This window comes from Micromonospora cathayae (genome assembly GCF_028993575.1).
GTDB classification, from domain to species: domain Bacteria; phylum Actinomycetota; class Actinomycetes; order Mycobacteriales; family Micromonosporaceae; genus Micromonospora; species Micromonospora cathayae.
On record NZ_CP118615.1, the window covers coordinates 3,226,540 to 3,250,891 of the forward strand.

The 24,352-nt window shown below is 73.9% G+C and carries 25 protein-coding genes; 13 read left to right on the forward strand and 12 right to left on the reverse strand.

All coding sequences use genetic code 11. The annotated features are described in order from the left end of the window. Positions 1-43: 43 nt before the first annotated feature. The gene (sigB, locus tag PVK37_RS14910; RefSeq protein WP_423791040.1) at positions 44-1,054 is read right to left on the reverse strand and encodes an RNA polymerase sigma factor SigB; all 1,011 of its coding nucleotides are present in this window, start codon (positions 1,052-1,054) and stop codon (positions 44-46) included. Between the two features lie 219 nt (positions 1,055-1,273). On the opposite strand from sigB, the gene PVK37_RS14915 reads away from it, so the two are divergent. After that, entirely contained in the window at positions 1,274-2,062 is a 789-nt protein-coding gene (locus PVK37_RS14915) for a sporulation protein (protein ID WP_275034594.1), read from the forward strand. Positions 2,063-2,163: 101 nt separating this feature from the next. Here PVK37_RS14915 and dtd read toward each other — a convergent pair whose 3' ends face one another. The 5 genes from dtd to PVK37_RS14940 all read right to left on the reverse strand — a co-directional run bounded on the left by dtd (position 2,164) and on the right by PVK37_RS14940 (position 8,203). Then, on the reverse strand, positions 2,164-2,586 hold the full coding sequence (gene dtd / locus PVK37_RS14920) for a D-aminoacyl-tRNA deacylase (RefSeq protein WP_275034595.1): 423 nt from the start codon (positions 2,584-2,586) through the stop codon (positions 2,164-2,166). Next, complete coding sequence (locus tag PVK37_RS14925; RefSeq protein ID WP_275034596.1) at positions 2,586-4,070, reverse strand: DUF7782 domain-containing protein; 1,485 nt, start codon at positions 4,068-4,070, stop codon at positions 2,586-2,588. The genes dtd and PVK37_RS14925 overlap by 1 nt, the downstream gene beginning before the upstream one ends. Before the next feature lie 211 nt (positions 4,071-4,281). After that, positions 4,282-5,316, reverse strand: coding sequence for an ABC transporter ATP-binding protein (locus PVK37_RS14930; RefSeq protein ID WP_275034597.1), 1,035 nt, complete (start codon positions 5,314-5,316; stop codon positions 4,282-4,284). Next, on the reverse strand, positions 5,313-6,848 hold the full coding sequence (locus PVK37_RS14935; protein ID WP_275035122.1) for an ABC transporter permease: 1,536 nt from the start codon (positions 6,846-6,848) through the stop codon (positions 5,313-5,315). The genes PVK37_RS14930 and PVK37_RS14935 overlap by 4 nt, the downstream gene beginning before the upstream one ends. A 296-nt stretch (positions 6,849-7,144) precedes the next feature. Further along, positions 7,145-8,203 carry an iron ABC transporter substrate-binding protein gene (locus PVK37_RS14940; RefSeq protein ID WP_275034599.1) on the reverse strand — a complete coding sequence of 353 codons (1,059 nt, stop codon included), beginning with the start codon at positions 8,201-8,203 and terminating at the stop codon, positions 7,145-7,147. A 344-nt stretch (positions 8,204-8,547) separates the two neighbouring features. Here PVK37_RS14940 and PVK37_RS14945 point away from each other — a divergent pair, with 344 nt between their 5' ends. Further along, positions 8,548-9,123, forward strand: coding sequence for an HhH-GPD-type base excision DNA repair protein (locus tag PVK37_RS14945; RefSeq protein WP_423791041.1), 576 nt, complete (start codon positions 8,548-8,550; stop codon positions 9,121-9,123). A 211-nt stretch (positions 9,124-9,334) separates the two neighbouring features. Further along, entirely contained in the window at positions 9,335-9,691 is a 357-nt protein-coding gene (locus PVK37_RS14950) for a DUF3099 domain-containing protein (protein WP_275034602.1), read from the forward strand. A gap of 189 nt (positions 9,692-9,880) precedes the next feature. Here the strand turns inward: PVK37_RS14950 and PVK37_RS14955 are convergent, their stop codons facing one another. Both PVK37_RS14955 and PVK37_RS14960 read right to left on the reverse strand, forming a co-directional pair. Next, a complete protein-coding gene (locus PVK37_RS14955) occupies positions 9,881-10,927 on the reverse strand; it encodes a carbohydrate kinase family protein (RefSeq protein WP_275034603.1) in 1,047 nt (348 codons plus the stop codon). After that, on the reverse strand, positions 10,924-11,853 hold the full coding sequence (locus PVK37_RS14960) for a pseudouridine-5'-phosphate glycosidase (RefSeq protein ID WP_275034605.1): 930 nt from the start codon (positions 11,851-11,853) through the stop codon (positions 10,924-10,926). Before PVK37_RS14960 ends, PVK37_RS14955 begins: the two co-directional genes overlap by 4 nt. An 85-nt stretch (positions 11,854-11,938) precedes the next feature. Here PVK37_RS14960 and PVK37_RS14965 point away from each other — a divergent pair, with 85 nt between their 5' ends. The 3 genes from PVK37_RS14965 (at position 11,939) to PVK37_RS14975 (ending at position 14,912) form a co-directional block, all read left to right on the forward strand. Then, on the forward strand, positions 11,939-12,157 hold the full coding sequence (locus PVK37_RS14965; RefSeq protein ID WP_088995333.1) for a DUF3039 domain-containing protein: 219 nt from the start codon (positions 11,939-11,941) through the stop codon (positions 12,155-12,157). A 39-nt stretch (positions 12,158-12,196) separates the two neighbouring features. Next, positions 12,197-12,841 (forward strand): trimeric intracellular cation channel family protein, encoded by a 645-nt coding sequence (locus PVK37_RS14970; RefSeq protein ID WP_275034606.1) that lies wholly within the window; start codon positions 12,197-12,199, stop codon positions 12,839-12,841. A 337-nt stretch (positions 12,842-13,178) separates the two neighbouring features. Beyond that, positions 13,179-14,912 (forward strand): DEAD/DEAH box helicase, encoded by a 1,734-nt coding sequence (locus tag PVK37_RS14975; RefSeq protein ID WP_275034608.1) that lies wholly within the window; start codon positions 13,179-13,181, stop codon positions 14,910-14,912. Between the two features lie 182 nt (positions 14,913-15,094). Here PVK37_RS14975 and PVK37_RS14980 read toward each other — a convergent pair whose 3' ends face one another. Together PVK37_RS14980 and PVK37_RS14985 are read right to left on the reverse strand one after the other, a co-directional pair. Beyond that, complete coding sequence (locus PVK37_RS14980) at positions 15,095-15,328, reverse strand: DUF7455 domain-containing protein (protein ID WP_145819239.1); 234 nt, start codon at positions 15,326-15,328, stop codon at positions 15,095-15,097. A gap of 242 nt (positions 15,329-15,570) precedes the next feature. Next, entirely contained in the window at positions 15,571-17,178 is a 1,608-nt protein-coding gene (locus PVK37_RS14985) for an RNA polymerase sigma factor (protein ID WP_275034609.1), read from the reverse strand. 288 nt (positions 17,179-17,466) lie between these two features. On the opposite strand from PVK37_RS14985, the gene PVK37_RS14990 reads away from it, so the two are divergent. Continuing rightward, positions 17,467-18,324 carry an inositol monophosphatase family protein gene (locus PVK37_RS14990; RefSeq protein ID WP_275034610.1) on the forward strand — a complete coding sequence of 286 codons (858 nt, stop codon included), beginning with the start codon at positions 17,467-17,469 and terminating at the stop codon, positions 18,322-18,324. A gap of 148 nt (positions 18,325-18,472) precedes the next feature. Here the strand turns inward: PVK37_RS14990 and PVK37_RS14995 are convergent, their stop codons facing one another. Then, entirely contained in the window at positions 18,473-18,994 is a 522-nt protein-coding gene (locus tag PVK37_RS14995; protein ID WP_275034611.1) for a LytR C-terminal domain-containing protein, read from the reverse strand. A gap of 440 nt (positions 18,995-19,434) precedes the next feature. Between PVK37_RS14995 and PVK37_RS15000 the strand changes: the two genes are divergently transcribed. Then, positions 19,435-19,731, forward strand: a complete 297-nt coding sequence (locus PVK37_RS15000) for a DUF4193 domain-containing protein (protein ID WP_088980060.1) — start codon at positions 19,435-19,437, stop codon at positions 19,729-19,731. A 434-nt stretch (positions 19,732-20,165) separates the two neighbouring features. Continuing rightward, entirely contained in the window at positions 20,166-20,906 is a 741-nt protein-coding gene (locus PVK37_RS15005; RefSeq protein WP_275035123.1) for a hypothetical protein, read from the forward strand. 116 nt (positions 20,907-21,022) lie between these two features. On the opposite strand, the gene PVK37_RS15010 is transcribed toward PVK37_RS15005, so the two are convergent. Then, complete coding sequence (locus tag PVK37_RS15010; protein WP_275034613.1) at positions 21,023-21,568, reverse strand: DUF3093 domain-containing protein; 546 nt, start codon at positions 21,566-21,568, stop codon at positions 21,023-21,025. 135 nt (positions 21,569-21,703) lie between these two features. Between PVK37_RS15010 and dut the strand changes: the two genes are divergently transcribed. The 4 genes from dut to PVK37_RS15030 all read left to right on the forward strand — a co-directional run bounded on the left by dut (position 21,704) and on the right by PVK37_RS15030 (position 24,270). Continuing rightward, a complete protein-coding gene (dut, locus tag PVK37_RS15015) occupies positions 21,704-22,213 on the forward strand; it encodes a dUTP diphosphatase (protein ID WP_275034615.1) in 510 nt (169 codons plus the stop codon). Positions 22,214-22,238: 25 nt separating this feature from the next. Continuing rightward, positions 22,239-22,928 (forward strand): DUF3710 domain-containing protein, encoded by a 690-nt coding sequence (locus PVK37_RS15020; RefSeq protein WP_275034617.1) that lies wholly within the window; start codon positions 22,239-22,241, stop codon positions 22,926-22,928. Positions 22,929-23,176: 248 nt separating this feature from the next. After that, positions 23,177-23,557: an OB-fold nucleic acid binding domain-containing protein gene (locus PVK37_RS15025; RefSeq protein ID WP_275034618.1), complete on the forward strand. Its 381-nt coding sequence runs from the start codon at positions 23,177-23,179 to the stop codon at positions 23,555-23,557. A gap of 26 nt (positions 23,558-23,583) precedes the next feature. After that, positions 23,584-24,270: a DUF3159 domain-containing protein gene (locus PVK37_RS15030; RefSeq protein WP_275034619.1), complete on the forward strand. Its 687-nt coding sequence runs from the start codon at positions 23,584-23,586 to the stop codon at positions 24,268-24,270. The last annotated feature ends 82 nt before the right edge of the window (positions 24,271-24,352 follow it).

The window sequence follows — 24,352 nt, forward strand, 5'->3', positions numbered from 1 at the left end:
GGGCCCCGGCGAACCGCCGGGGCCCGGTGTTGCCGGGATCAGCTCAGCAGGCGTACGCCTCCAGCCGCTGGGCCCGCTCCGGGTCCCGCAGCTTCAGCAGGGTCACCTTCTCGATCTGCCGGATCCGCTCCCGGGACAGGCCGAACTCGCGGCCCACCTCGTCCAGGGTGCGCTGGCGGCCGTCGTCGAGGCCGAACCGCAGCCGGATCACCGCCTCCTCCCGCTGGGAGAGGGTCGCCAGGACGATGCGTACCTCCTGGCGGAGCTGGCCGTTGCTGACCTCGTCGCTGGGCTCCTGCCGGGGGTCGACCCCGGCGACGAAGTCACCGAGGGCGCTCTCGCCGTCCTCGCCGACCGCCTGGTCCAGGCTGACCGGCTCCCGGTCGTACGAGATGAGTTCGATGACCTGGAACTCCGGCACGCCGAGCGCGACGGCCACCTCGCCCATGGTGGGTTCGCGGCCCAGCGTCACGGCGAGTTCCCGACGGACCCGGACCATCCGGTTGACCTGCTCGACCATGTGTACCGGGATGCGGATGGTGCGGGCCTGGTCGGCCATGGCGCGGGTGATGGCCTGGCGGATCCACCAGGTGGCGTAGGTGGAGAACTTGTAGCCCTTGGTGTAGTCGAACTTCTCGACGGCGCGGATCAGGCCGAGGTTGCCCTCCTGGATGAGGTCGAGGAAGGCCATGCCGCGCCCGGTGTACCGCTTGGCGATGCTCACCACCAGCCGCAGGTTCGCCTCCAGCAGGTGGTCCTTGGCGGCGCGGCCCTGCCGGACGATGAGTTCCAGATCCGCCCGCAGCTCGGGGGAGACCGGGGTGCAGGTGGCGAGCTTCTCCTCGGCGAACAGGCCGGCCTCGATCCGCTTGGAGAGGTCCACCTCCTGGGCGGCGGTGAGGAGCTTGGTGCGTCCGATGCCGTTGAGGTAGGCCCGGACCAGGTCGGTCGACACGCCCCGCTCGTCGGTGGCGTCCAGGTCGGCAAGGGTGTCCACGGTCGTGCGGTCGTCGGTGTCGGTGGTGCCGGCCGGGCTCATCGGGTGCTCGCTCATCTGCAGAACCATCTCTGTCGCCTCCCCGCGTCAACGTTCGCGCGTACCGGCCCAGTGGTGCCGGTGACACACAGCTTGCCGGGGAGGGCGTGAAACGGGAGTGAGGCGATCGGGGACCCGACAGCAATAGCGAGCGAACGTATGGCGAGGGTTGCCCGGCCCGGTTACGGTGCCACCGGTCGGCCAGCCGGGCCGCCACGATCAGGCAAGGAGGTCGTCGTGGTCTTCAAGAAGCTCATGCAGGCGATGGGGGTGGGTGGCCCGTCGGTCGAGACGGTACTGGCCAACCCGAACTGCCGTCCGGGTGGAATCCTGGAGGGGCGGATCCAGGTGCTCGGGGGCGACCACGCCACCGACATCGAGTACCTGGCGCTCGGGCTGGTCACCCGGGTCGAGGTGGAGAGCGGGGACAGCGAGTACGAGACCACCCAGGAGTTCCACCGCCAGCAGGTCACCGGCCCGTTCCGGCTGGAGGCGAAGCAGCGGTACGACGTGCCGTTCCGGTTCGAGGTGCCCTGGGAGACCCCGCTCACCGAGCTGTACGGGCAGCACCTGCACGGCATGACCATGGGGCTGCGTACCGAGCTGGAGGTGGCCCGCGCGGTCGACAAGGGCGACCTGGACGCGGTGGCGGTGCACCCGCTGCCGGCCCAGGAGAAGATCCTGGAGGCGCTGCTGCGGCTGGGCTTCCGGTTCGCCCGCGCGGACGTGGAACGCGGCCACATCTACGGCGTGCGGCAGCACCTGCCGTTCTACCAGGAGATCGAGTTCTACCCGGCGCCGCAGTACGCCAGCGGCATCAACCAGCTCGAGCTGACCTTCGTCACCAACCCGCAGCACATCCAGGTGGTGTTGGAGATCGACAAGCGGGGTGGCCTGTTCACCGAGGGACGGGACGCGTTCGGCCGGTTCACCGTCGACCACGCCAGCGCCCACCAGACCGACTGGGCCGCCCAGCTCGACGGCTGGCTGCGCCAGTCCCTCCAACGCCGCGGCCTGTTCTTCTGACCCCGGTCCGCCCACCCTGGTCGATCATGAAGTTGTCGTCCGTGTCCTCGGCGTGTCGCGGACAACAACTTCATGATCAACCGGGGGTTGGGTGGGGTGGGTCAGAGGTCCAGGAGGATGGTGCGGGGGCCGACGTTGACGCTCTCCACCAGCATGTGGGCGCGGAACCGGCCGGTCTGCACCGGGGCGCCCCGGGTGCGCAGCGCGTCGACCACGGCGGTGACCAGGGGCTCGGCCACCTCGGCGGGCGCCGCCGCCGTCCAGGTCGGGCGGCGGCCCTTGCGGGCGTCCCCGTACAGGGTGAACTGACTAACCACCAGGATCGGCGCGTCGGTGTCGGCGGCGCTGCGCTCGTCGTCCAGGATGCGCAGCTCGTGGATCTTGCGGGCCATGGTCTGGGCGATCTGCGGGGTGTCCGCGTGGGTCACCCCGAGCAGCACCAGCAGGCCGTCGGTGATCGCGCCCACCACCTCCCCGTCGACCGTCACGCTGGCCCGGCCGACCGTCTGCACCACCGCCCGCATCAGGCCACCACCGGCTCGACGAAGCCCCGCTCCACCAGGTGCGCCACGATCGGACCGGCCGCCTCGGCCAGCTCGTCGGCGGTGACGTCGTGCGCGGCGGCCAGCAGGGCCAGCTGGTCACGCAGCGGCAACCGGCCGTCCGCCCCACCCACCAGGGCCAGCACCAGCGGGTCGATCTCCTCGGTCCAGCGCAGGCCGTGCGGCGCGGCCAGCACCTGCCGGTCCACCGCCCAGCCCTCGTCGCCCATGGTCGCCTCCTGCCGCAGCTGCAACCCATCGGCGGCCCGGAACCGGTGCGCCAGCAGCCCTTCGGCGTCGTGCGCGCGCAGCCAGTCCTGCCGGTCGAACCAGTCGGCGACCCGGTCACCCAGCGGCGGCTCGACCCGCTGCCGCAGATCCTCCACCCGGACCACCGGGTCGTCGTGCCCGCCGTCGCGCAGACTGACGATGCCGAAGCCGACCGCCTCCACCTTGTGCGCGTCGAACCAGTCCAGCCAGGCCGCCATCCGGTGCGGGTCGGGCGTCTCGCCGACGTCGGTCAGCCACAGGTTCACGTACGCCATCGGGTCGGCTACCTCGCGCTGGATCACCCAGGCGTCCAGCCCGGTGCCGGTGAACCAGCCGGCCACCCGCTCGCCCCAGTCCTCCCCGGCCACGTGCACCCAGTTCGCCAGGTACTGCATGGTGCCACCCTCGGTGAGCAGCCCGGGGGCGGCGGCGGCCAACTCCGCGCCGATCGCGTCCCCGACCCGGCCGGAGTCCCGGTACACGTGGGTGGTGGTGCCCGGCCCCACCACGAACGGCGGGTTGCTCACCACCAGGTCGAACCGCCGGCCCGCGACCGGGGCGACCAGGTCACCCCGGAGCAGCTCCCAGTCCTGCCCGTTCAGCGCGGCGGTGGTGGCCGCGAACCGCAGCGCCCGCTCGGACACGTCGGTGGCGGTCACCCGGCCGGCGTGGGTGGACAGGTGCAACGCCTGTACACCGGAGCCGGTGCCCAGGTCCAGGGCGGTGTCCACCGGCCGGCGGACCGTCGCGCCGAGCAGGGTCTGGGTCGCCCCGCCGATACCGAGCACGTGCTCGGCGTGCAGCGGCCGACCCGGGCGGGCGCTGGCCGGCACGTCGGCGAGCACCCACCAGTGGTCCCCGTACGGCTCCAGGTCGACGGCGGCGCGCAGGCCGTCGCCGTACCGCTCGACCAGGCCGGCGTCGAGCGCCTCGGTGACGGTCAGCGGCGCGAGCGCGGCGGCCACCGCCGCCTCCGGCTCGGTCTGCTCGCAGATGAAGACCCTGATCAGGGTGGCCAGCGGATCCCGGTCCTCGGTGGCGCGCAGGGCGGCCCGGTAGTCGTTGCGGGCCATCCCGCCGGTCGCCGCCGTCCCGAGTCGGGTGGCGATGCCGTTGGCGGTGAAGCCCGCCCCGGTCAGCGCGGTGCGCAGCCGGTCGACCCCGGCGGGGGAGAGCAGCATGTCGTGTTCGTCCACCTCGCCATCCTGCCTGCCGTCCGGTGCGGGCGCGCCGGCACCCGGCACCCGCGTGTCCGACCTGCACCTGCGCCCCGCGCCGGCTGCCCTTGCCCCGCAGCCGGCGGACGTCCCGGTCCTGCGGCCGGGCGGACGCTCCGATCCTGCGGCCGGGCGGGCTTCCCGGCCCGGCGGGCCGGCCGGGGCCCGGTCCCGCGACCGGCCAGGGCGGCTAGCCCACCGGCCAGGCGCGGGCGGTGCCGTCGACCAGCAGGGCCACGTCCGCGCCGACCGGGGCCGGGGCGGCCTCGTCGAGGATCCGGGCGGTGACCCGGGTGCCGTCGGTCAGCCGCAGGGCGACCAGCGCGTCGTGGCCGTGGAAGTCGTGCCGCAGCACGGTGGCGGGCACGCTGCCGGGGCGGGCGTCCGGCAGGATACGGACCTGCTCGGGGCGGATCAGGACGGTCACCGCGCCCTCGGTGGGCCGGCCGGCCAGCGGGATCGGGCCGAGCGGGGTACGCGCCTGCCCGCCGTCGGCGGTGGCCGCCAGCAGCACCGCGTCCCCGACGAAACCGGCCACCCACGGGTCGGCCGGCTCCCGGTAGATCGCGGTCGGCGCGCCGGCCTGCACCACCCGCCCGGCGCGCAGCACCACCACCCGGTCGGCGACCGACAGCGCCTCGCCCTGGTCGTGGGTGACCAGCACGGCGGTGGCCCCGTCGGCGCGCAACGCCTCCCGGATGTCGTGCCGCAGCCCGGCGCGCAGCCCGGCGTCCAGGGCGCTGAACGGCTCGTCCAGCAGCACCAGCGACGGCCGCGGGGCGAGCGCGCGGGCCACCGCGACCCGCTGCTGCTGGCCGCCGGAGAGCTGGTGCGGCATCCGGTCGCCGTACCCGGCCAGCCCGACCAGGGTGAGCACCTCCTCGACCCGCCCGCCCCGGCGGTCGGCGCGCTCCAGGCCGTACCCGACGTTGGCGGCCACGCTCAGGTGCGGGAAGAGCGCGCCCTCCTGCGGGACGACGGCGATCCGGCGACGGTGCGCCGGCAGGTGCCGACCCGGCCCGGCGACCGGCCGGCCGTCCACGTCGATGGTGCCCGCGTCGAGCCGTTCGAAGCCCGCCAGGCAACGCAGCAGGGTGGTCTTGCCGCAGCCGGACGGTCCGAGCACGGCGGTCAGCTCGCCGGCCGGGACGGTCAGGTCCACCCCGTCCAGGGCGGTCACCGACCCGTACCGCTTGACGACGTCGGTCAGCACGACCTCGCTCATCGGTGCTCCTCCTTGTCGAGCAGGCCGCTGCGGGCGACCAACCACCACGTCGGTACCACGGAGATGGCGACCAGCAGCGCGGCGTACGGCGCGGCGGCCGCGTACGCGCCCACGGCGGTGTGCGTCCACAGTTCGGTGGCCAGGGTGTCCGTGCCGGTGGGCCGGAGCAGCAGGGTGGCCGGGAGTTCCTTCATGCCGGTCAGGAAGACCAGGGCCGCGCCCGCGCCGATGCCCGGCAGGGTGAGCGGCAGGGTGACCGTGCGCAGCACCGCCCACGGGCCGCGCCCCAGCGAGCGGGCCACCTCCTCCAGGCCGGGCGGGGCCTGACCGGCGGCCCCGGCCACCGCGCCGACCGCCAACGGCAGGAAGAGGGTGGCGTAGGCCAGCGCCAGCAGCCACGGCGTCTGGTACAGCGGGTACGCGACGTTGATGCCGAAGAAGATCAACGACAATCCGATCACCACGCCGGGCAGCGCGTGCGCCAGGTAGGCCAGCCGGTCCAGCACGGTGGTGAGCGGGCCGGGGGCGCGGGCGGTCAGCAGCCCCAGCGGCAGCGCCAGCAGGATGGTCAGCCCCGCCCCCACCAGCGAGAACCACAGCGAGTTGCCGGCCGCGGCGGCCACCTCACCCAGCGCGCCCGGCCGGGACACCCCGGCGGCCAGCCGCTGCGCCAGGCTCACCGCCGGCACCCCCAGGGCCAGCGCGGCGACCGCCAGCAGCGCGCCGATCGTCGGCCAGCGGACCGCGCCGAGCCGGATCCGGACCGGCGGGCGGCGTGCGCCGCCGATGCGGGCGTACCGGGCGCCCCGGCGGCGGGTGGCCGTCTCGCCGGCCAGCAGCAGCACCGTCAACGCCACCAGCACACTGGACAGCACCAGCGCCCCGGTCCGGTCGAACCCCAGGTCGAAGGCGACGAAGATGGCCCGGGTGAAGGTGTCGGTGCGCAGGATCGACACCGCCCCGAAGTCGGAGAGCACGTACAGCGCTACCAGCAGCGCCCCGGCGGCGGTGGCCGGGCGGATCTGCCGGAGCGTGACCCCGGTGAAGGTCTGCCAGCCGCTGCGTCCCAGCGAGCGGGACACCTCCTCCTGCGCCGGGTCCGCGCCGCGCAGCGCGGCGGCGACCGGCAGGAAGACGTACGGGTAGGAGCAGAGGGTCAACACCAGCGCCGCCGGCCAGAACCCGGCCAGCCGGTCGACGGTGGACACCCAGGCGAACGCGGCGATGTAGGTGGGTACCGCCAGCGGCAGCGCGGCGAGCACCGCGAAGGCCCGCCGTCCGGGCAGGTCGGTCCGGGTGACCAGCCAGGCGGTGCCCACGCCGAGCAGCACACACGCGACGGTGACCACGGCGGCCAACCCGAGACTGCGGGCGGCCAGCACCGCGACCCGGGTGGTCAGCAGCTCCTCGGCCAGCTTGGGGCCGCCCGCCTCGACGGTGCGGACCGCCAGGTAGACCAGGGGGAGCAGGGCCACCGCCACCGCCGCGGTCGAGGCCGCGAGCAGTGTCGGGCGCGGGGCCAGCCGGCGCAGCATCCCGGGTACGCCCCGCCGCGGTCCCCGGGCCGGGTCCGGTGTTCCGGTGCCCGTGCTGCCGGCTGGCCGGACCGCTGTCGGGCCGCCCGGCCCGGGTCCGGCGGTCCCACCGGTGGCGGTCGCCGCTGTCGGTGCGACCGGCCCGGTTCCGGCCGTTCCACCGGTCACCGGTGTCGTGCCGTCCGGTCCGGTGCCGTCCGTTCCACCGGTCGCCGGTGTGGCGGCGGCCCGGGACACGCCGGACAGGGCCGGCCCGCTGCTGCGGTCCGGCCCTGCGGCGGTCGTCGGCGTGCTCAGGGCACCAACCCCGATTCCTTGATCAGGGCGACGGTGGCGTCGAGCGTGTCGAGGTCGTTCAGGTCGACGGCGGGCACCTTCAGGTCGGCCAGCGGCGGCACCCCGGCCGGGGTGACCGCGCCGGCGGCCACCGGGTACTCGAAGGTCTCCTCCGCGAAGTAGGTCTGCGCCTCGGCGCCGAGCAGGTAGTCGACGAAGGCCCGCACGTCGGCGTCCTCGGCGGAGTCCTTGAGCACGCCCACCCCGGCCACGTTGACCAGCGCGCCGGTGTCGCCGCCCGGGAAGAAGTGCAGCTTGGCCTTGAGCGCGTCCGGCGTGGTGCCCTGCTCCTTGGCGACCTCGCCCAGGTAGTAGTGGTTGACCAGGCCGACCGCGACGGCGCCGCTGTTCACGTCCTCGACGATCTTGACGTTGTTGTCCCGGATCTGCGGCTCGTTGGCCTTCAGGCCGGCGAGGAACTCCTTGGCGCGGGCGTCACCGTGCTGCACCCGGATCGCGGTGACGAACGCCTGGAAGGAGGCGTTGGTGGGGGCCACCCCGACCTTGCCCTTCCACTCCGGCCTGGTGAGGTCGAACACCGACGCCGGCAGTTGCGCGGCCGGCACCTGGTCGGCGTTGTACACCAGCACCCGGGACCGGGCGGAGACCCCGACCCACTGCCCGCTGCGGGCCCGGTAGCTCTCCGGCACCTTGTTCAGCGTCTCGGTCGGCAGGGCGGCGAACATGTCGCGTTTGGCGACCGCGCCGAGCGCGCCCGCGTCCTGGGCGAAGAACGCGTCGGCGGGGGACTTGTCGCCCTCCTCGACGAGCTGGGCGGCGAGCTGCGAGCTGCTCGCGTACCGGGTCTTGACGGTGATCCCGGTCTGCTCGGTGAACTTCTCCAGCAGAGGCTTGACCAGCTGCTCGTTGCGTCCGCTGTAGACGGTGATCGTCTTGTCGTCCGGCTTGCCCGGGTCGCTGCCGGAGTCGGACTCGCTGCCGCAGCCCACCAGGCCGATCGAGAGCAGTCCGGCGGCCAGGACGGCGGCGGTGGTCCTACGGGCGGGGCTGGGCACGCTGACACTCCTTCTGCTTCCCGGCCGACGAGGGACGCTCCGGCCGACCTGCAGAAGTTAGCACAGCCTAACCTCATGTCCAGGGCGGCGGGACGTGGCTCACAACGCGCCGGGTCCGCCGCCCCGGGGAGTCTCCGCCGGTCGCCCGGTCGCCCGGTCGCCCGGTCGCCCGGTCGCCCGGTCGCCCGGTCGCCCGGTGGTCCGGTGGTCCGGTCGGAGGGTGGCCCGGTGGTCCGGTGGACCCGGTCGGACGGTCCGCTGGTTGGCCGGTCGCGTGGTCGGGTCGTTCGCCGGGACGGCGGGGCGGCGGCGACTGACCGGACCGTGGCGGCAGGATGGGGCACATGACGCTCTCGCTCCCCATCGACCCGGAGGCCAACGCCCTGCTCGCCCGCGATCCGCTGGCGTTGCTGACCGGCATGGTCCTGGACCAGCAGATCCCGTTGGAGAAGGCGTTCACCTCGCCGTACGTGCTCAGCCAGCGACTCGGGCACGTCCCGGACGCCCGGGAACTGGCCGGCTACGACCCGGACGCGCTGATCGAGATCTTCGCCCGCCCGCCGGCCCTGCACCGGTTCCCCAAGGCGATGGCCGCCCGGGTACAGGAGGTGTGCCGGGTGGTGGTCGAACGGTACGACGGCGACCCGGCGCGGATCTGGGCCGACGCCACCGACGGCCCGGACCTGCTGCGCCGCATCGGTGAGCTGCCCGGCTTCGGGAAGCAGAAGTCGCAGATCTTCCTGGCCCTGCTCGGCAAGCGCGTCGGGGTCCGGCCGACCGGCTGGCGGGAGGCGGCCGGCGGGTACGGTGACGACGGGGCGTACCGGTCGGTCGCCGACATCACCGACGGCGAGTCGCTGCGTCGGGTACGGGAGTTCAAGCAGCAGCAGAAGGCGGCGGCCCGGGCGGCCCGGGACTGACCGGCCGCCCCGCGACCGGCCTCCGCCCCCGCGACCGGCCTCCGCTACCGCCGAACCGCCCCCGGCGACCTGCCCCCGCTACCTGCCCCCGCGACCGGCCGAACCGCCCCGCGACCTGCCCCCGCGAACCGGCCACCCGGAATCCGTGCGTCGATTCTCGTTCCGGCGGACCGGATGGTGACAGGATGGGGCCAACCCCTCGAGGAGGTCCGTGGTGAAGCGTCAGGCGTACCAGCCGATCCTGATCACCGACGCCTCTCGCAGCCAGGACGACCAGCTCAGTAGCCGTCAGCGGCGCTACGTCGTGATGATGTCCATCCGAGCGGCCTGCCTGATCGTGGGAGCCGTCCTGGTCGGCGCGAACGCGCCGCTGCTCTGGCTGTGGCTGCCGTTGTGCGGCGTCGGGATGGTGCTCATCCCCTGGTTGGCGGTGCTGCTCGCCAACGACCGGCCGCCGCGCGAGGAGCACCGGCTGCGGCACCGTCCCTCCCGGCGGGAGGCCGCCCCGCCGCGTAGTCTCGCCACCGGCGAGGACCGCCCGCCCAAGATCATCGACGCCGACCTCTGACCCCGGCCAGCCGGTCGTGATCGACGCCGACGTCCGCGTCGGCATCCGTGCCGTGTGTCGGGAGCTGGGTCTGCGGACGTTCATCGAAGGTTGGCCGTCCCGTCGGTCGTGACCGGCCCGACCTCGGCGCCCTCCCCGACCGTCGTGCCCGTACCGGGCCAGCCGTCCGACCGGCTCGCACCCCGGCGCTCAGCCCGTCGGTCGGGCCCCGATCACCGAAACCGCCCGTGCGCCCAGCTCACCGGCCAAGGCCAGGGCCTCCGCCGGAGCCGCGCCGGCCAGCCAGCCGGTCAGCAGCCCGGCCGCGAAGGCGTCCCCGGCCCCGGTGACGTCGACCGCGTCGACCCGGCGGGCCGGCACCGAGATCACCGTGCCGTCCGGCCCGACCCAGTAGGCGCCCGCCGCCCCGCACTTCACCACCACGTGCCGTGCGGTGGCCGTCAGCTCCCGGGCCCGCGCCGCCGCGTCCGTGCCCCCGGCGAGCACCTCCGCCTCGTCGGCGTTGACCAGGAGCAGGTCGACGTCGCGTACCCAGGCCCGGAAGGCCGCCGCGCCGACCTGCCGCAGCGGTGCGGCGGAGGCCGCGTCGACGCTGGTGGTGAGCCCGTACCGGCGTGCGGCGGCCAGCGCCCCCAGGCCCGCGTCGCGCGAGGCCGGATCCAGCAGCGGGTACCCGGACAGGTGCAGGTGCCGGGCGTCCGGTCGGCCGGCCAGGGCCGTCGCCACCTGCCCGGCGGTCAACCGTCGGTTCGCGCCGCGTTCGGTGAGCATGGTCCGTTCGGTGCCGGAGGCGAGCACCACGATGCTGCCGGTGGGCTGGTCGTCGTACCCGGTCACCGCGCAGTCGACGCCCACCCGGGTCAGCTCGGCGACCCGGAGCCGGCCCGCCTCGTCGTCGCCGACCGCGCCGACCAGGGTGACCGGCACCCCCGCGTCGGCCAGCCAGGCGGCGGTGTTGGCGGCCTGGCCACCGCCGGTGAACCGGATGGTGGCCGGGGTGTCCGAGCCGGTCGCCAGCGGCGCGGCCAGCACCGCGACCACGTCGGTGACCAGGTCACCCACCACGACCACCCGACCCGGACCGACCGGCCGGTCGTCCCGGTCGTCGTAGCCGTCGTGGCCGTCGTGGCCGTCGCCCGGACGGTCCCCGGCCGGGGACGGCCGGGTGCGGTCCGCCGGGGTGACCGGCGCGCCGCGTGTCCCACCGGGTCGCCGGTCCGGCACCGGGTCGGTCATACCGCGGTGGGCCACGCGGCGGCGGCGACCGCGATCCGGGCGGCCAGGTCCGCGTTGCGGAGGATGATCCGTACGTTCACCGCCAGGCTGGCGCCCTCGGTGACGGAGTGGAAGTGGGACAGCAGGTACGGCGTCACCGCCTTGCCGGTCACCCCGTCCCGGGCCAGCCGGGCCAACCCGTCGGCCAGGGTCCGGTCGTGCAGGGCCGGATCGAGCTGCTCGTCGGTCGGCAACGGGTTCGCCACGATCAGCCCACCTGCGTGCACCCCCTGCCGGACCTGGGCGACCAGGGCGGCGGCGACCTGCTCCGGCGAGTCCACCGACCAGTCCAGGTCGAAACCGCCGTCGGTGACGAAGAACCCCGGGAACCGTCGGGTGCGGTAGCCGACCACCCCGACCCCGAGCGTCTCCAGCCGTTCCAGGGTCGCGCCGACGTCGAGGATCGACTTGACCCCGGCGCAGACCACCGCGATCGGCGTCCGGGCCAGGGTGGTCAGATCGGCCGACTCGTCGAAGGTCTGCGCGGCCTCCCGGTGCACCCCGCCGAGCCCGCCGGTGGCGAAGACCCGGATCCCGGCCGCAGCGGCCACCGCGCTGGTGGCGGCGACCGTCGTCGCGCCGTCCGCGCCGGTGGCGGCGGCCACCGCCAGATCGCGTACGGAGAGTTTCGCCACACCGTCGGCGGTGGCCAGCCGGGTCAGCTCCGCGTCGTCGAGCCCCACCACCAGCCGGCCACCCACCATGCCGATGGTCGCCGGCACGGCCCCGGCGTCCCGGACCGCCTGTTCGATCTGCCGGGCCACCCGGAGGTTCTCGGGCCGGGGCAGGCCGTGCGAGACGATGGTGCTCTCCAGGGCGACCACCGGTCGCCGGTTCCGCAGCGCCTCGGCGACCTCGGTGCCGTGCTGGATGTGAAAGTCGGTCACGCCGTCACGGTACGACGTGGGTGCGGGACGGCCGCGGTGGACCATGCCGGAGTGACCTGCCAGACTCGAAGGTTGGAGGTGTGACGTGAGCACAGAGGTTCTTGAGCGTCCGGAGCTGAAGGACGCCGACACCGGTCCGGAGATGTTCCACTACGTCCGTAAAGAGAAGATCGCCGAGAGCGCCGTCATGGGGACGTTCGTGGTCGCGCTCTGCGGGGAGACCTTCCCGGTGACCAAGGCCGCCAAGCCCGGCTCCCCGGTCTGCCCCAAGTGCAAGGAGATCTACGACTCCTGGGCCGACTGACCGTGGGCGGCCCCTCGGCCGCCCACGTAACCTGCGGCGGTGACCACCTCCACCGCCCTGCTCCTGGCCGACCTGGCCGGGGTGGCGGTCTTCGCCGCCTCCGGGGCGTCCGCCGGGGTGGCCAAGCGGCTGGACCTGTTCGGCGTCGTCTTCGTCGGTTTCGTCGCCGCGCTCGGTGGCGGCATCTTCCGGGACCTGGTCATCGACGAGGCCCCACCACTGGCCTTCGCCGACTGGCGGTACGCCACCACCGCCGTGCTCACCGCCGCGGTCGTCTTCCGGCTGCACCCCCAGCTCGCCCGGCTCCGTACCACCGTGCTCGTACTGGACGCCGCGGGGCTCGGGCTCTTCACCGTCACCGGCACCCTCAAGGCGCTCGACGCGCAGGTGCCGCCGGTCGGTGCCTGTCTGATCGGCATGCTCACCGGGATCGGCGGCGGACTCGGCCGGGACCTGCTCACCGGTGAGATCCCGGTCGTACTGCGCCGGGAGATCTACGCGGTCGCGGCGCTGTCCGGTGCGGTCCTGGTGGTGGCGCTGGACGCCCTGGACCGCACCGGTCCGGTGCCGTTGACCGTCGCCGCGGCGTTCGTCTTCGGGCTACGCCTGATCGCCCTACGTCGCCGCTGGTCCGCCCCGGTCGCCGGGGTCCGATCGCCCCCCGTCGACCCGCCCCGGCGCTGACCGGCCGGCTGACCGGTTCGGACCGCCGGCCCCTCCGGCCACCCACCCCCGGCGCGCTGACGGGCCGGCTGCCCTGCCCGTCCCCGCCGACCCCGGGCCGACCGCTCGCGACGGCCCGGTCCGCGCTGGTCACGACCGGTGGGCCGGCGGTGTGGCCCGTGCCGCCCGAGGCTGTGGTGACCGGTGCGGCGACGGTGTCGCTTTGGGCCGCAGCGGGCCGCCCTGGTTATGCTGACTGCGCCTTCGCGGAATCCGTGCGCGGAGGCGTTTTCATGGGCGGCGGTACCGTGGCCCTCGGCCGGGGTCCGCCGCACGGCGGTCGGAGAGGAGCGGTTGGGTGGCTGCCCGGTTGCCGGCGCTCGAGACGTTTCCGGCCCTGCGTGCCTGGCAACGCAAGGCCCTGGTGGAGTACCTGCGCCGCCGGGACGCGGACTTCACGGCGGTCGCCACCCCCGGCGCGGGAAAGACCACCTTCGCCCTGCGGATCGCCGCGGAGCTGCTCGTGGACGGCACGGTCGAGGCGGTCACCGTGGTGGCCCCGACCGAGCACCTGAAGACCCAGTGGGCCCTCGCCGCGGCCCGGATCGGCATCCAGCTCGACGCGTCCTTCCGGAACTCCGACGTGCACTCGTCCGCTGACTTCCACGGCGCGGTCGTCACGTACGCGCAGGTGGGCATGGCCCCGCACGTGCACAAGCGGCGGACCCTGACCCGGCGCACCCTGGTGATCCTGGACGAGATCCACCACGCCGGGGACTCCCGGACCTGGGGCGACGGGGTGAAGGCCGCCTTCGAGCCCGCGGTACGTCGCCTCATGCTGACCGGTACGCCGTTCCGTTCCGACGACAACCCGATCCCGTTCGTCAGCTACGAGCGGGGCGGGGACGGCCTGCTCCGGTCCCGGGCCGACTCGGTGTACGGCTACGCCGACGCCCTGCGCGACAGCGTGGTCCGGCCGGTGCTGTTCCTGGCGTACTCCGGGGAGACCCGGTGGCGCACCAACGCCGGCGAGGAGTTGGCGGCCCGGCTCGGCGAGCCGATGACCCAGGATCTGATCGCCCAGGCGTGGCGGACCGCGCTGGACCCGGCCGGCGACTGGATGCCGCAGGTGCTCCGGGCCGCCGACGCCCGGCTGACCGTGCTGCGCAACGCGGGTATGCCCGACGCCGGCGGCCTGGTGATCGCCACCGACCAGCAGACCGCCCGCTCGTACGCGAAGCTGCTCGAGCAGGTGACCGGGGAACGGGCCGTGGTGGTCCTCTCCGACGACCAGGGCGCGTCCGCGCGGATCGCCACGTTCTCCGCGTCGGAGCAACGCTGGATGGTCGCGGTGCGGATGGTCTCCGAGGGGGTGGACATTCCCCGGCTGGCGGTGGGGGTCTACGCGACCAGCGCCAGCACCCCGCTCTACTTCGCCCAGGCGATCGGCCGGTTCGTGCGGGCCCGTCGGCCGGGGGAGACCGCGTCGGTCTTCCTGCCCAGCGTGCCGCACCTGCTCGGCCTCGCCAGCGAGATGGAGGCCGACCGGGACCACGTGCTGGGCAAGCCCAAGGACCGGGAGGGCTTCGACGACGACCTGCTGGAGCGGGCCCAACGCGACGACCAGGCCAGCGGTGAGCTGGAGAAGCGCTTCGCGGCGCTCTCCGCGACCGCCGAACTGGACCAGGTGATCTTTGACGGCGCGTCCTTCGGCACCGCCGCCCAGGCGGGTACGCCGGAGGAGGAGGAGTATCTCGGCCTCCCCGGTCTGCTCACCGCCGACCAGGTGTCGTTGCTGCTGACCAAACGGCAGGCTGAGCAGCTCGCCGCGCAGCGCCGCCGGGCGGCCGAACGGGCCGCTGAGCCGGCCGCTGCGGCCCCGGCGGCGCCCCCGGCACCAATGAGTGCCGCCCAGCGCCGGGTGGCCCTACGTCGTCAGCTCAACGCTCTGGTGGCGGCCCGGCACCACCGTACCGGCCAACCGCACGGCAAGATCCATGCCGAGCTGCGTCGCCTCTGCGGTGGCCCGCCGAGCGCCCAGGCCACCATCGAGCAGCTCGAGGAACGTATCGCCACGGTCCAGTCCCTCTGACCGTTCCCGCCCACCCTGACCGTCCCCACCCGCCCCCCCCGCGTCCCGGGGGACGGGCGGGGCGGAGGGGTGGCGGGAGCTGGGTGGGGAGGGGTGGGTGGGGAGGGAGCTGGGCGGGGGATGGGGAAAGCCGGAGGTCCCTGGGGGGCCTCCGGCTTTCGGGTGTATGTCGGGTTATGGGGTCAGTTCGCCATCAGATCGGCGCCACGCCAGGTGAACTCCGGGTCCGTCGCGAACCGCACGGTGATCTTCACGAGATCCTCCGCGTACTTGTTCGCGTGGTGCCCACAGAACACCAGCTCGCTCCCACCTGCCAGAGTGATCCGGAGCTTGCCGGCAGCATTGCAGCGGTCGCACCGTTCATCGGCGGCTGGGGGAGCCACCGTCTCGGGCGGCGGCGTGAGGGTCGGGGTCATCGCCTTCCTCCTCTGGTCGTCACCGATGAACACTCTCGTCGGTCATTGCTCACCTATCGTGCAACACCCTTGCCGGGCCCTGCCTTCCCAGTGTGCCCGCGGGGGACCGGGGTCACACCTGGGGGACAGTGTGCCGTGCACCAAGGGTGCCACGTCAACGATCACAAACGGGTAATCGACCGGTCACTGTCGCGTGTTGTACGACTGGTGATCAAACCGACACCAAACGTTGACGGAAGCGGTCAGTCCAGGTAGTCACGAAGAACCTGTGACCGCGACGGGTGCCGTAGCTTCGACATCGTCTTGGACTCGATCTGCCGGATGCGTTCCCGGGTCACCCCGTACACCTGGCCGATCTCGTCCAGCGTGCGGGGCTGGCCGTCGGTCAGGCCGAAGCGCAGCCGGACCACCCCCGCCTCCCGCTCGGAGAGCGTCTGCAGCACCTGCTGGAGCTGGTCCTGCAGCAGCGAGAACGACACCGCGTCGACCGCTACCACGGCCTCCGAGTCCTCGATGAAGTCGCCGAGCTGGCTGTCCCCCTCGTCACCGATGGTCTGGTCGAGCGAGATCGGCTCCCGGGCGTACTGCTGGATCTCCAGCACCTTCTCGGGTGTGATGTCCATCTCCTTCGCCAGCTCCTCCGGGGTGGGCTCACGGCCCAGGTCCTGGAGCAGCTCGCGCTGGATGCGGCCGAGCTTGTTGATCACCTCGACCATGTGCACCGGGATGCGGATGGTGCGGGCCTGGTCGGCCATGGCGCGGGTGATGGCCTGGCGGATCCACCAGGTGGCGTAGGTGGAGAACTTGTAGCCCTTGGTGTAGTCGAACTTCTCGACGGCGCGGATCAGGCCGAGGTTGCCCTCCTGGATGAGGTCGAGGAAGGCCATGCCCCGCCCGGTGTACCGCTTGGCGAGGGAGACCACCAGCCGCAGGTTCGCCTCCAGCAGGTGGTTCTTGGCCCGCTCACCGTCCCGGGAGATCCAGCCCAGGTCCCGCTGCATCTCGCGGGTGAGCTTCTCCTCGCCCTCGTCGGCTGCCCGCAGCCGCTCCGCGGCGTAGAGCCCCGCCTCGATCCGCTTGGCGAGCTCCACCTCCTGCTCGGCGTTGAGCAGCGGGACCTTGCCGATCTGCTTGAGGTACGCCCGGACCGAGTCGGCGGACGCGGTCAGCTCGGCGTCCCGGCGCGCCTGCTTGAGCGCCTCGGACTCCTCGTCGTCCCACTCGAAGTCGTTGTCGCTGGCGGAGCTGGCGGCGTCGGCCTCGGCGGCCTGGGCCAGCTCGACCGGCTCCTCGACCACCACGTCCTCGATCTCGGCGGCGAGTTCCTCGGGGTCGATGTCGCCCTCGGCGCCCTCGCCGCCCTTGGCCTTGCCGGCGGCCTTGGCGGGAGCGCCGGGCGCGGCGGCGGTCGTCGCCTTCGCCCTGGTCGCCTTCGTCGCCTTGGCCGGCACCGCGGCCTTGGCGGCGACCGCGCCGGTGGTGGCCTTGCGCGCGGCGGCGGCCTTGCGCGGGGCCGGCGGCGTCGGCTCGTCGGCCGAGGGCGCCTGCTTCGGGGCCGGGGCGGCGGCCTTCTTGGTGGTCTTGGCGGTGGTGGCCCGGGACGCCGGGGTGGCGGACCGGGCGGCGGCGACCCGACGGCGGGTGCTCGCCGAACCGTCGACCACCACGGTCACGCCCGCGTCGGAGAGCGCGCGCAGGATCTTCTTGGCCTGGGCCGGAGTCACCTCAGCGGACTCAACCGTGCGCGCGAGCTGAGCCGACGTCAACTGGCCACCGGCGCTCTGCGCGTGGGCGATCAGCGTGTCGGTGAGCGAGCGTACGTCGGCGCCGGTGTGGCGGGGTTCTGTCACGAATGACCTTCCGGAGGCGATGAGCGAGCACGGCCGGGTTCGCCCGGCGCAGCATGGAGCACCGCGTCGGACGATGTGGTTGAGGGACCCCCGTGTCCCGGGCCGGCCGGTCGTTGGCGGTCCGTGGCGCGTGGGCAGGGGTGAATTGTAACGCCGTCTGCGGCGATCATCCTGCGCCGCACGACAGACGAACGGTCGGGGCCGCGAAATCGGCGAACTTGTGGACTTTGTAAGGATGATACTCGCGGGCGGCCTCAGGACGTCCCGGACGTGCGGGAAGGGGACACCATGAACTCGGCGACGCCGGGGGAACTGCTGGAGATCGCCATCGAGGTCGCCCGGTCGGCGGCGGAGACCGCCCACCGGATGCGGGGTGAGGGGGTCGCGGTCGCCGCGACCAAGAGCACGGCCACCGACGTGGTCACCGCCGCCGACCGGGCGGTGGAGCGCCAGGTCACCGAGCATCTGCGCCGGCTCCGTCCGTACGACGCGATCCTGGGCGAGGAGTACGGCGAGGGTACGCCGGCCAGCACCGGGAACGGCGGCAACGGCGGGGCCGGCAGCAGGACCGGAGCCGGGACCGGGGCCGTCCGGTGGATCGTCGACCCGATCGACGGCACGGTCAACTACCTGTACGGGCTGCCGTACCACGCGGTGTCGTTGGCCGCCGAGGTCGACGGGACGGTGGTCGCCGGCGTGGTCCGCAACATCGCCACCGGCGACGAGTGGACCGCCACCCGCGGCGGCGGCGCGTACCGGTCCGGGCAGCGCCTGCGCTGCTCCACCGAGACCGATCTCGGTCAGGCCCTGATCGGCACCGGGTTCGGTTACGACGCGGCCCGCCGGGCCCACCAGGCGCGGGTGATCGCCGGGCTGATCACCGAGGTCCGGGACATCCGCCGGTACGGTGCCGCAGCGCTCGACCTCTGCCAGGCCGCCGAGGGCCGGGTGGACGCGTACTACGAGAAGGGGCTGGGCGCCTGGGACCTGGCCGCCGGCGGGCTGGTGGCCGCCGAGGCGGGCCTGCGGGTCACCGGACTGCGGGGGCGACCCGCCGGACCGGATCTGGTGCTGGCCGCGCCGCCGGCGCTCTACCAGGCGCTGCACGACCGGCTCGCCGACCTGGACGCCTCCGGGGGGCCCTGACCGGCCACGGCCGGCGAGTTTCGGCTCCGGGCACGCCGGCCCGGTCAGGGCCGGGCACTACGCCACCGCGTTGACCGGCGCGGGTGCGACCCGTCGGGTCACCCGCGGGTGGCACCGATCGGCCCGGACGGGCCGACCGGTGCCACGGTCACTTGTCGACCGGTGCCGGGCAGCTGTTCTCCGGGGCCTGCGGCGCGCCGAGGTCACCGAGGGACTGGTTGACCTCGGTGGTGGTGGCGAGCTGCTGGAACGAACTGCCGAGCACCACGTCGACCACGTCGTCCGCGCGCTTGGCGTCGTACTCGTAGACGGCCTGGTTGAGGAAGTACGCCCGCAGCAGGTGCGCCGACCCGACCCCCTTCGGCCCGTACCGCAGCACGGCGACCTCGTCGACGCCGCGCTCCTGCGGATCGTTGCCGGTCTTCTTCACCTGGAACTTGCGGTTGCGGAAGTCGTCGGCGATGGCGGTGGCGAGGCCCCCCTTTTCGGTGGCGTTGTAGACGTTGATCTTCACGTCCTTGGCCTCGCGGAGGGTCACGTCGGCCAGCGGCCAGCCCTCCGGGCAGCCCTTCGCGCCCCCGGCGCCGCTCTGACTGTCCTTCACCAGCGCCACGACCACGAAGACCAGCGCGCAGAGCGCCAGCACACCGACGACAACGAGTGCTCGCACTCGCGCAAAGCTCATCTGGGCGCTCCCCCGAGAGGTGGTGGGTTGACGACGGTGCCCACGGCGCGGCAGGCCGGGCGGCGGGCCGTCGGGTACGCCGCTGAGGTTATCGGTTGTCCGGCGGACGCGTGGAAACAGCCGGACATGCCGGCGCGCCGACCGGCGAGCGGGTAGTAGTACCCCTATCTTCGTGTCGCCTGAGTCACATTGGGAACAACTTTGGGGGCGAGGGCGTACATCCAAGCCACGAGGGCGGTATACATGCCTCGCCCAGAGGGGGGTAAGGTACCGCGCTCGCTGGGGGAGTTCCTCTGGCAAGCCTCGATCCGACCGGCCGGCGGGTCGGGTGACCGACACTGTGGTGGCCGGCCAGCGGAACCGAAACAGCGTCGTCCGGCGTTACAACCGGGAAGCGACCATATCGATATGGGAGAGTGAAACCGATGGCCACCGACTACGACGCCCCGCGTCGCGACGAGGTCGACCTCGGCGAGGACAGCCTGGAAGAGCTCAAGGCCCGGCGGGTCGACTCACAGTCGGGCGCCGTGGACGTCGACGAGGCCGAGGTGGCCGAGAGCTTCGAGCTGCCCGGCGCCGACCTGGCCGACGAGGAGCTGACAGTCAAGGTCCTTCCGATGCAGCAGGACGAGTTCCGCTGTGCCCGCTGCTTCCTGGTCCATCACCGCAGCCAGCTCGCGACCGAGCGCAACGGGGAACTGATCTGCCGCGAGTGTGTCTGACGACGGCGGACGACGGGCGCCGACCGCCGGCCATCCGGCCGGCGTGATCTCCGGCCGTCGTGCGCCGGTGGTGGCGAGCTGCTTGACTCGGTGCGGGTACGGGTAGCTCTCTTCCGAACCGGCGCAGCGACGCGGGAGGTCACAGCATGAGCGGGCGCGAGACGAGCCCGGCCCCGACCCCGGAGCCGGGCGACAGCACGGGGCCGGGCCCGGCGTCCAGCGGTGGGCCGGAGCGGCCGCCGTTGACGGACGGTGGGCCGGCCCAGCCGTCCCCGACGTCCGCCGATGGGCCGCCGCCGACGACGGACGGTGGGTCGCTGTCGACGTCCGGCGATGGGCCGCCGACGTCCGATAGCTTGTCGCCGTCGACGTCCGACGGTGGGCCGGTCGAAGCGTCGACGGGCGGTGGGTCGGGCGGCCCGGCGGGCGACGAGCTGGGAGCCACGGTCGCCGCACTGACCGCCGACGACCTGCCGGCGGCGCGACGTCGGCAGTTGCTGACCCGGATGGTGGGGCAGGCCCGCGCCCGAGGGCTGGCCGACCTGTTCAAGCCACGGGCCGCGCTGCGCTGGATGACCGAGACGGTCGGCGAGATCGCGCCGCACGTGCCGGTCCGGGACCTCGCCACCCTGCGCCACCACTTCGACGGGCTGGACGGCGAGGCGCTCGCCGACCGGCTCGTCCGTAACGCCGCGCGGGCCACCGCGGGCGTGGGGGCGGCCGGTGGCGGGGTCGCCGCCGTGGAGTGGACGGTCGCCCCGACCCTGCTCTCCGCGCCGGTGCTGCTGGCCGCCGAGACGGTGGCGGTGGTGGCGATCGAGCTGAAGCTGATCGGCGAGCTGCACGAGGTGTACGGCGTGCCGGTGCCCACCGGCGGTACCCAGCGGGCGGTGACGCTGGTGCAGTCCTGGGCGAGTCAGCGGGGGATCAACCCGATGGCCCCGGGCGTCGGCGTGGCGGCGGTGCTCGGCACGGCCGCCCGCAAGGAACTACGGGACACCCTGCTCAAGCGGTTCGGCCGGAACCTGACCACCCTCGGCCCGTTCCTCACCGGCGCGGCGGTCGCCAGCTACCTCAACCAGCGGGCCACCCGTACCCTGAGCGACCGGCTCCGGGCCGACCTGCGCAAGCAGCGGGCCGCCCTGCCCGGACCGTCGTCACCCACCGGGCCCTGACCTGTCCGTCCAGGGCGCTGGTGAACGGCTCAGGGCCGGCTCAGCCGCCGGTCGCTGTCCGGGGTCAGCCGCGACCCGCTCCGGGCCGGCCCAGCCGCGGGTCGCTCTGTCCGGGGTCAGCGGCCGGTCGCGGGCCGGTCCGCCTCGCCGGTCACGACGGGCTCCCGGTCGGCGGGACGCGTGGCGTCCCGGGCGGCCAGCAGCGCCTCCGCCAGGCGTACCGGGTGTCGCGTGCTGACCACCCAGAACGGTGTCGGGTCGGCCGGGTCGTCGAGCAGCACCTGCACCGCGCCCCCCACCCAGGGCCGCTGCACCACGAAGGCGAGCGGATCGGCTGCGACACCCAGGACCTCGCGCCGCCCCTCGGCGTCCAGCGGCACCACGTCCGCGACGAACCGCACCGGCAGCCGGGCGTCGTCGACCCGCAGTTCGCCGTCGGTGACCGCGATCCGGATCCGCCCCAGCCACCACAGCCCGGCCACGGTCAGCGGCAGCAGGACGGCGAACGGCAGCCAGGCGCGTACCCCGTCGCCGCCCATCCAGATCTCGACGGCGAGCAGCGCGCCGACCGCGATCCCGCCCAGCCAGAGCCACCACGGCAGGGTGAGCCGTTCGGTGAAGCCGCCGGGCGGGGCGGGCGGGGAGGAAGGTGAGTCGTGCACAGTCCGAGGGTACGGCGCGCCGCGCCCCGTCGACCCGGCAGGATGGCAGGGTCAGGCGGAGTGCCGCGACCGGAGGACGTCGTCAGGCGGAGTGCCGCGACCTGGACCTGCCGGATCCGGAGGAAGAGGGAGACCGTGACCGACCCCGTACCCGTGCCCGTACGACAGCTCGACCCGGGGCTGCCGCTGCCGGCGTACGCCCATCCCGGCGACGCCGGGGCCGACCTGATGGCGGCCGTGGACGTCGAGCTTCCCCCCGGCGGCCGGGCCCTGGTGCCCACCGGGATCGCCGTGGCGCTGCCCGAGGGGTACGTCGGACTGGTGCACCCGCGGTCCGGTCTCGCCGCCCGGCTCGGCGTGACGGTGCTCAACGCGCCCGGTACGGTCGACGCCGGCTACCGGGGTGAGATCATGGTCAACCTGATCAACCATGATCGGGTGAGTCCGGCCAAGATCTCCCGTGGCGACCGGATCGCGCAGCTCGTCGTGCAGCGGGTGGCACGGGCCGATTTCCGGCCGGTGGCCGAGCTGCCCGGGTCCCGGCGCGGGGCCGGCGGGCACGGCTCGACCGGTGGACACGCCGGTCTCGGGTCGCCGCCGGTCGGCGAACGGGTGCGCGACCAGACGGAAGAGGTGGCAGGGTGAGTGCGAACAGCGGAGGGTGGGCACAGTGATCTTCTCCCGTAAGCGGGACGGTTCCGGACGTCACGCGCGTGACGAGCGGGTGGGCGAACCGGTCACCGGGTCGGACACCGAGGAGTCGACGCCGAGCGCCCCGGACCGCGGCCCGTACGACATCTCGGAGGCCCCGCGCGACGTGCAGCGGCTCGACCTGGGCAGCCTGCACATCCCGGCGGTGCCGGAGGTGGAGGTGCGGGTGCAGGCCGATCCGCAGGGCGTGGTCCAGCAGGTCGTGCTCGTGCACGGGGAGAACGCGCTCCAGCTCGGGGTGTTCGCCGCGCCGCGCAGCGAGGGCATCTGGGACGAGGTCCGCGAGGAGATCCGGCAGTCGTTGTTCAACGACGGCGCCGCCGCCCAGGAGGTCTCCGGCGAGTACGGTACCGAGCTGCGGGCCCGGGTACGCACCCCGGAGGGCATCACCGACCTGCGTTTCATCGGCGTGGACGGGCCGCGGTGGATGGTCCGGGGCGTCTACCAGGGGGCGGCGGCCACCGAACCGGCGGCGGCCGGTCCGCTCGCCGAGTGTCTCAGTGGCCTGGTGGTCGACCGGGGTCAGGAGGCCAAGCCGGTGCGTGAGCCGCTGCCGCTGCGGCTGCCCCGTGAGGTCGCCGCGCAGCAGCAGGCGCAGGCCGCCGCGGCCGGCGGCGACGCTCCGGCCCCCGGGCCGCGCCAGCCCTGACCGTGGCCCCGGGCCGCGCCAGCCCTGACCGTGGCCCCGGGCCGTCCCGGCGACCGGGACGGGGGGCGGTGAGGTCGGCCCGGTCCCGGCAGCCGGTGGCCGGGCCGGGACGCCCGGACCGTCCGTGGAACCAACCGGCCCGCCGGAGAGCCCGTCCGATCGGCGTACGCTGACGTACGGGCCCGGCGGTGCCGGGCCACCGGACGCCGGCGCAGTGCCGGCCAGCGTGGAGGGGTGACGCGGAGGTCATGGTGACCGACGAACGCCGGGTGTCGCTGCGACGTCTGCTGCAACGGCTCACCGCCAGCGAGGCCGAGATCGAGGCGCAGGAGCTGCGCCGGGAGAGCGCCCAGTGCGGCGGCATCCCGGCCCGGCAGTGCCAGCGCGGTCAGGTCGTTTCGGTGTCCGGCCGGTTGCGTACCGTGGTCTACACTCCCCGGACGAACCTGCCGACGCTGGAGGCCGACCTGTACGACGGCAGCGACGTGGTGACCCTGGTCTGGCTGGGCCGCCGGCACATCGTCGGCATCGAACCGGGCCGGCACCTCACCGCGCGGGGGCGGGTGGCGGTGCGGGACGACCGTAAAGTCATCTACAACCCGTACTACGAGCTCGAGCCGCCACGGTGACGGGCCCCCGAGCGGAAGACGTGCCGATGACCACTGGACAGCACCGGTCCGCCCCGCCGCAGCCGACCGACCCGGACGGCGAGGAGCGGCTGCCGACCCTGGCCGAGCAGATGGCCGACCAGCTCGGCGGCTGGCGCGGCCTGGTCGAGTCCAGCGTGCCGGTGATGGTCTTCGTGATCGCCAACATCGTCAGCGACCTGCGTCCGGCGATCATCGCCTCGGTGGGGGTCGCGCTGCTGATCGCGGTGCTGCGGCTGGCCCAGCGCCGGCCGGTCCGGCACGCGCTCAACGGTCTGTTCGGCATCGCCATCGGCGCGGCGATCGCCTGGCGTACCGGCGACGAGAAGACCTTCTACCTGCCCGGCATCCTGTACGGCATCGCGTACGGGCTGGTGCTGCTCGGCTCGGCGGTGATCCGGCAGCCCCTGGTCGGCTGGATCTGGTCGGTGCTGGCCGCCGGCGGCAAGTCGGAGTGGCGGCGGGACCCGAAGCTGGTGCGGACCTTCACCTGGCTGACCGCGCTGTGGGGCGTGGTCTGGCTGGCGAAGGTGGGGGTGCAGGCCGCGCTATACCTCGCCGACATGGACACCGCGCTGGGCATCGCCCGGCTGGCGCTCGGCTACCCGCCGTACGCGCTGCTGCTGCTGATCACGGTCTGGACGGTCCGCCGGGTGACCCGGCATTCCGCTCCCGCTCCCGCGCCCGGCGGCTGAGGCCGCGCCCGACGGTGCCCCGTGGGCCGGGCCGACCGGCGCGCACCGTCCGCCGGGCCATCTGACCCGGCCGTCGACCGTC

Excerpts from the sequence above, each read along its gene's own strand:
- sigB (WP_423791040.1), bottom strand. The coding sequence starts at position 1,054 with ATGAGCGAGCACCCGATGAGCCCGGCCGGCACCACCGACACCGACGAC.
- PVK37_RS14945 (WP_423791041.1), top strand. The coding sequence starts at position 8,548 with ATGACGCTCTCGCTCCCCATCGACCCGGAGGCCAACGCCCTGCTCGCC.
- PVK37_RS14980 (WP_145819239.1), bottom strand. The coding sequence starts at position 15,328 with ATGACCCCGACCCTCACGCCGCCGCCCGAGACGGTGGCTCCCCCAGCC.
- PVK37_RS14955 (WP_275034603.1), bottom strand. The coding sequence starts at position 10,927 with ATGACCGACCCGGTGCCGGACCGGCGACCCGGTGGGACACGCGGCGCG.
- PVK37_RS15025 (WP_275034618.1), top strand. The coding sequence starts at position 23,177 with ATGGTGACCGACGAACGCCGGGTGTCGCTGCGACGTCTGCTGCAACGG.
- PVK37_RS15000 (WP_088980060.1), top strand. The coding sequence starts at position 19,435 with ATGGCCACCGACTACGACGCCCCGCGTCGCGACGAGGTCGACCTCGGC.
- PVK37_RS14930 (WP_275034597.1), bottom strand. The coding sequence starts at position 5,316 with ATGAGCGAGGTCGTGCTGACCGACGTCGTCAAGCGGTACGGGTCGGTG.
- PVK37_RS15030 (WP_275034619.1), top strand. The coding sequence starts at position 23,584 with ATGACCACTGGACAGCACCGGTCCGCCCCGCCGCAGCCGACCGACCCG.
- PVK37_RS14990 (WP_275034610.1), top strand. The coding sequence starts at position 17,467 with ATGAACTCGGCGACGCCGGGGGAACTGCTGGAGATCGCCATCGAGGTC.
- dtd (WP_275034595.1), bottom strand. The coding sequence starts at position 2,586 with ATGCGGGCGGTGGTGCAGACGGTCGGCCGGGCCAGCGTGACGGTCGAC.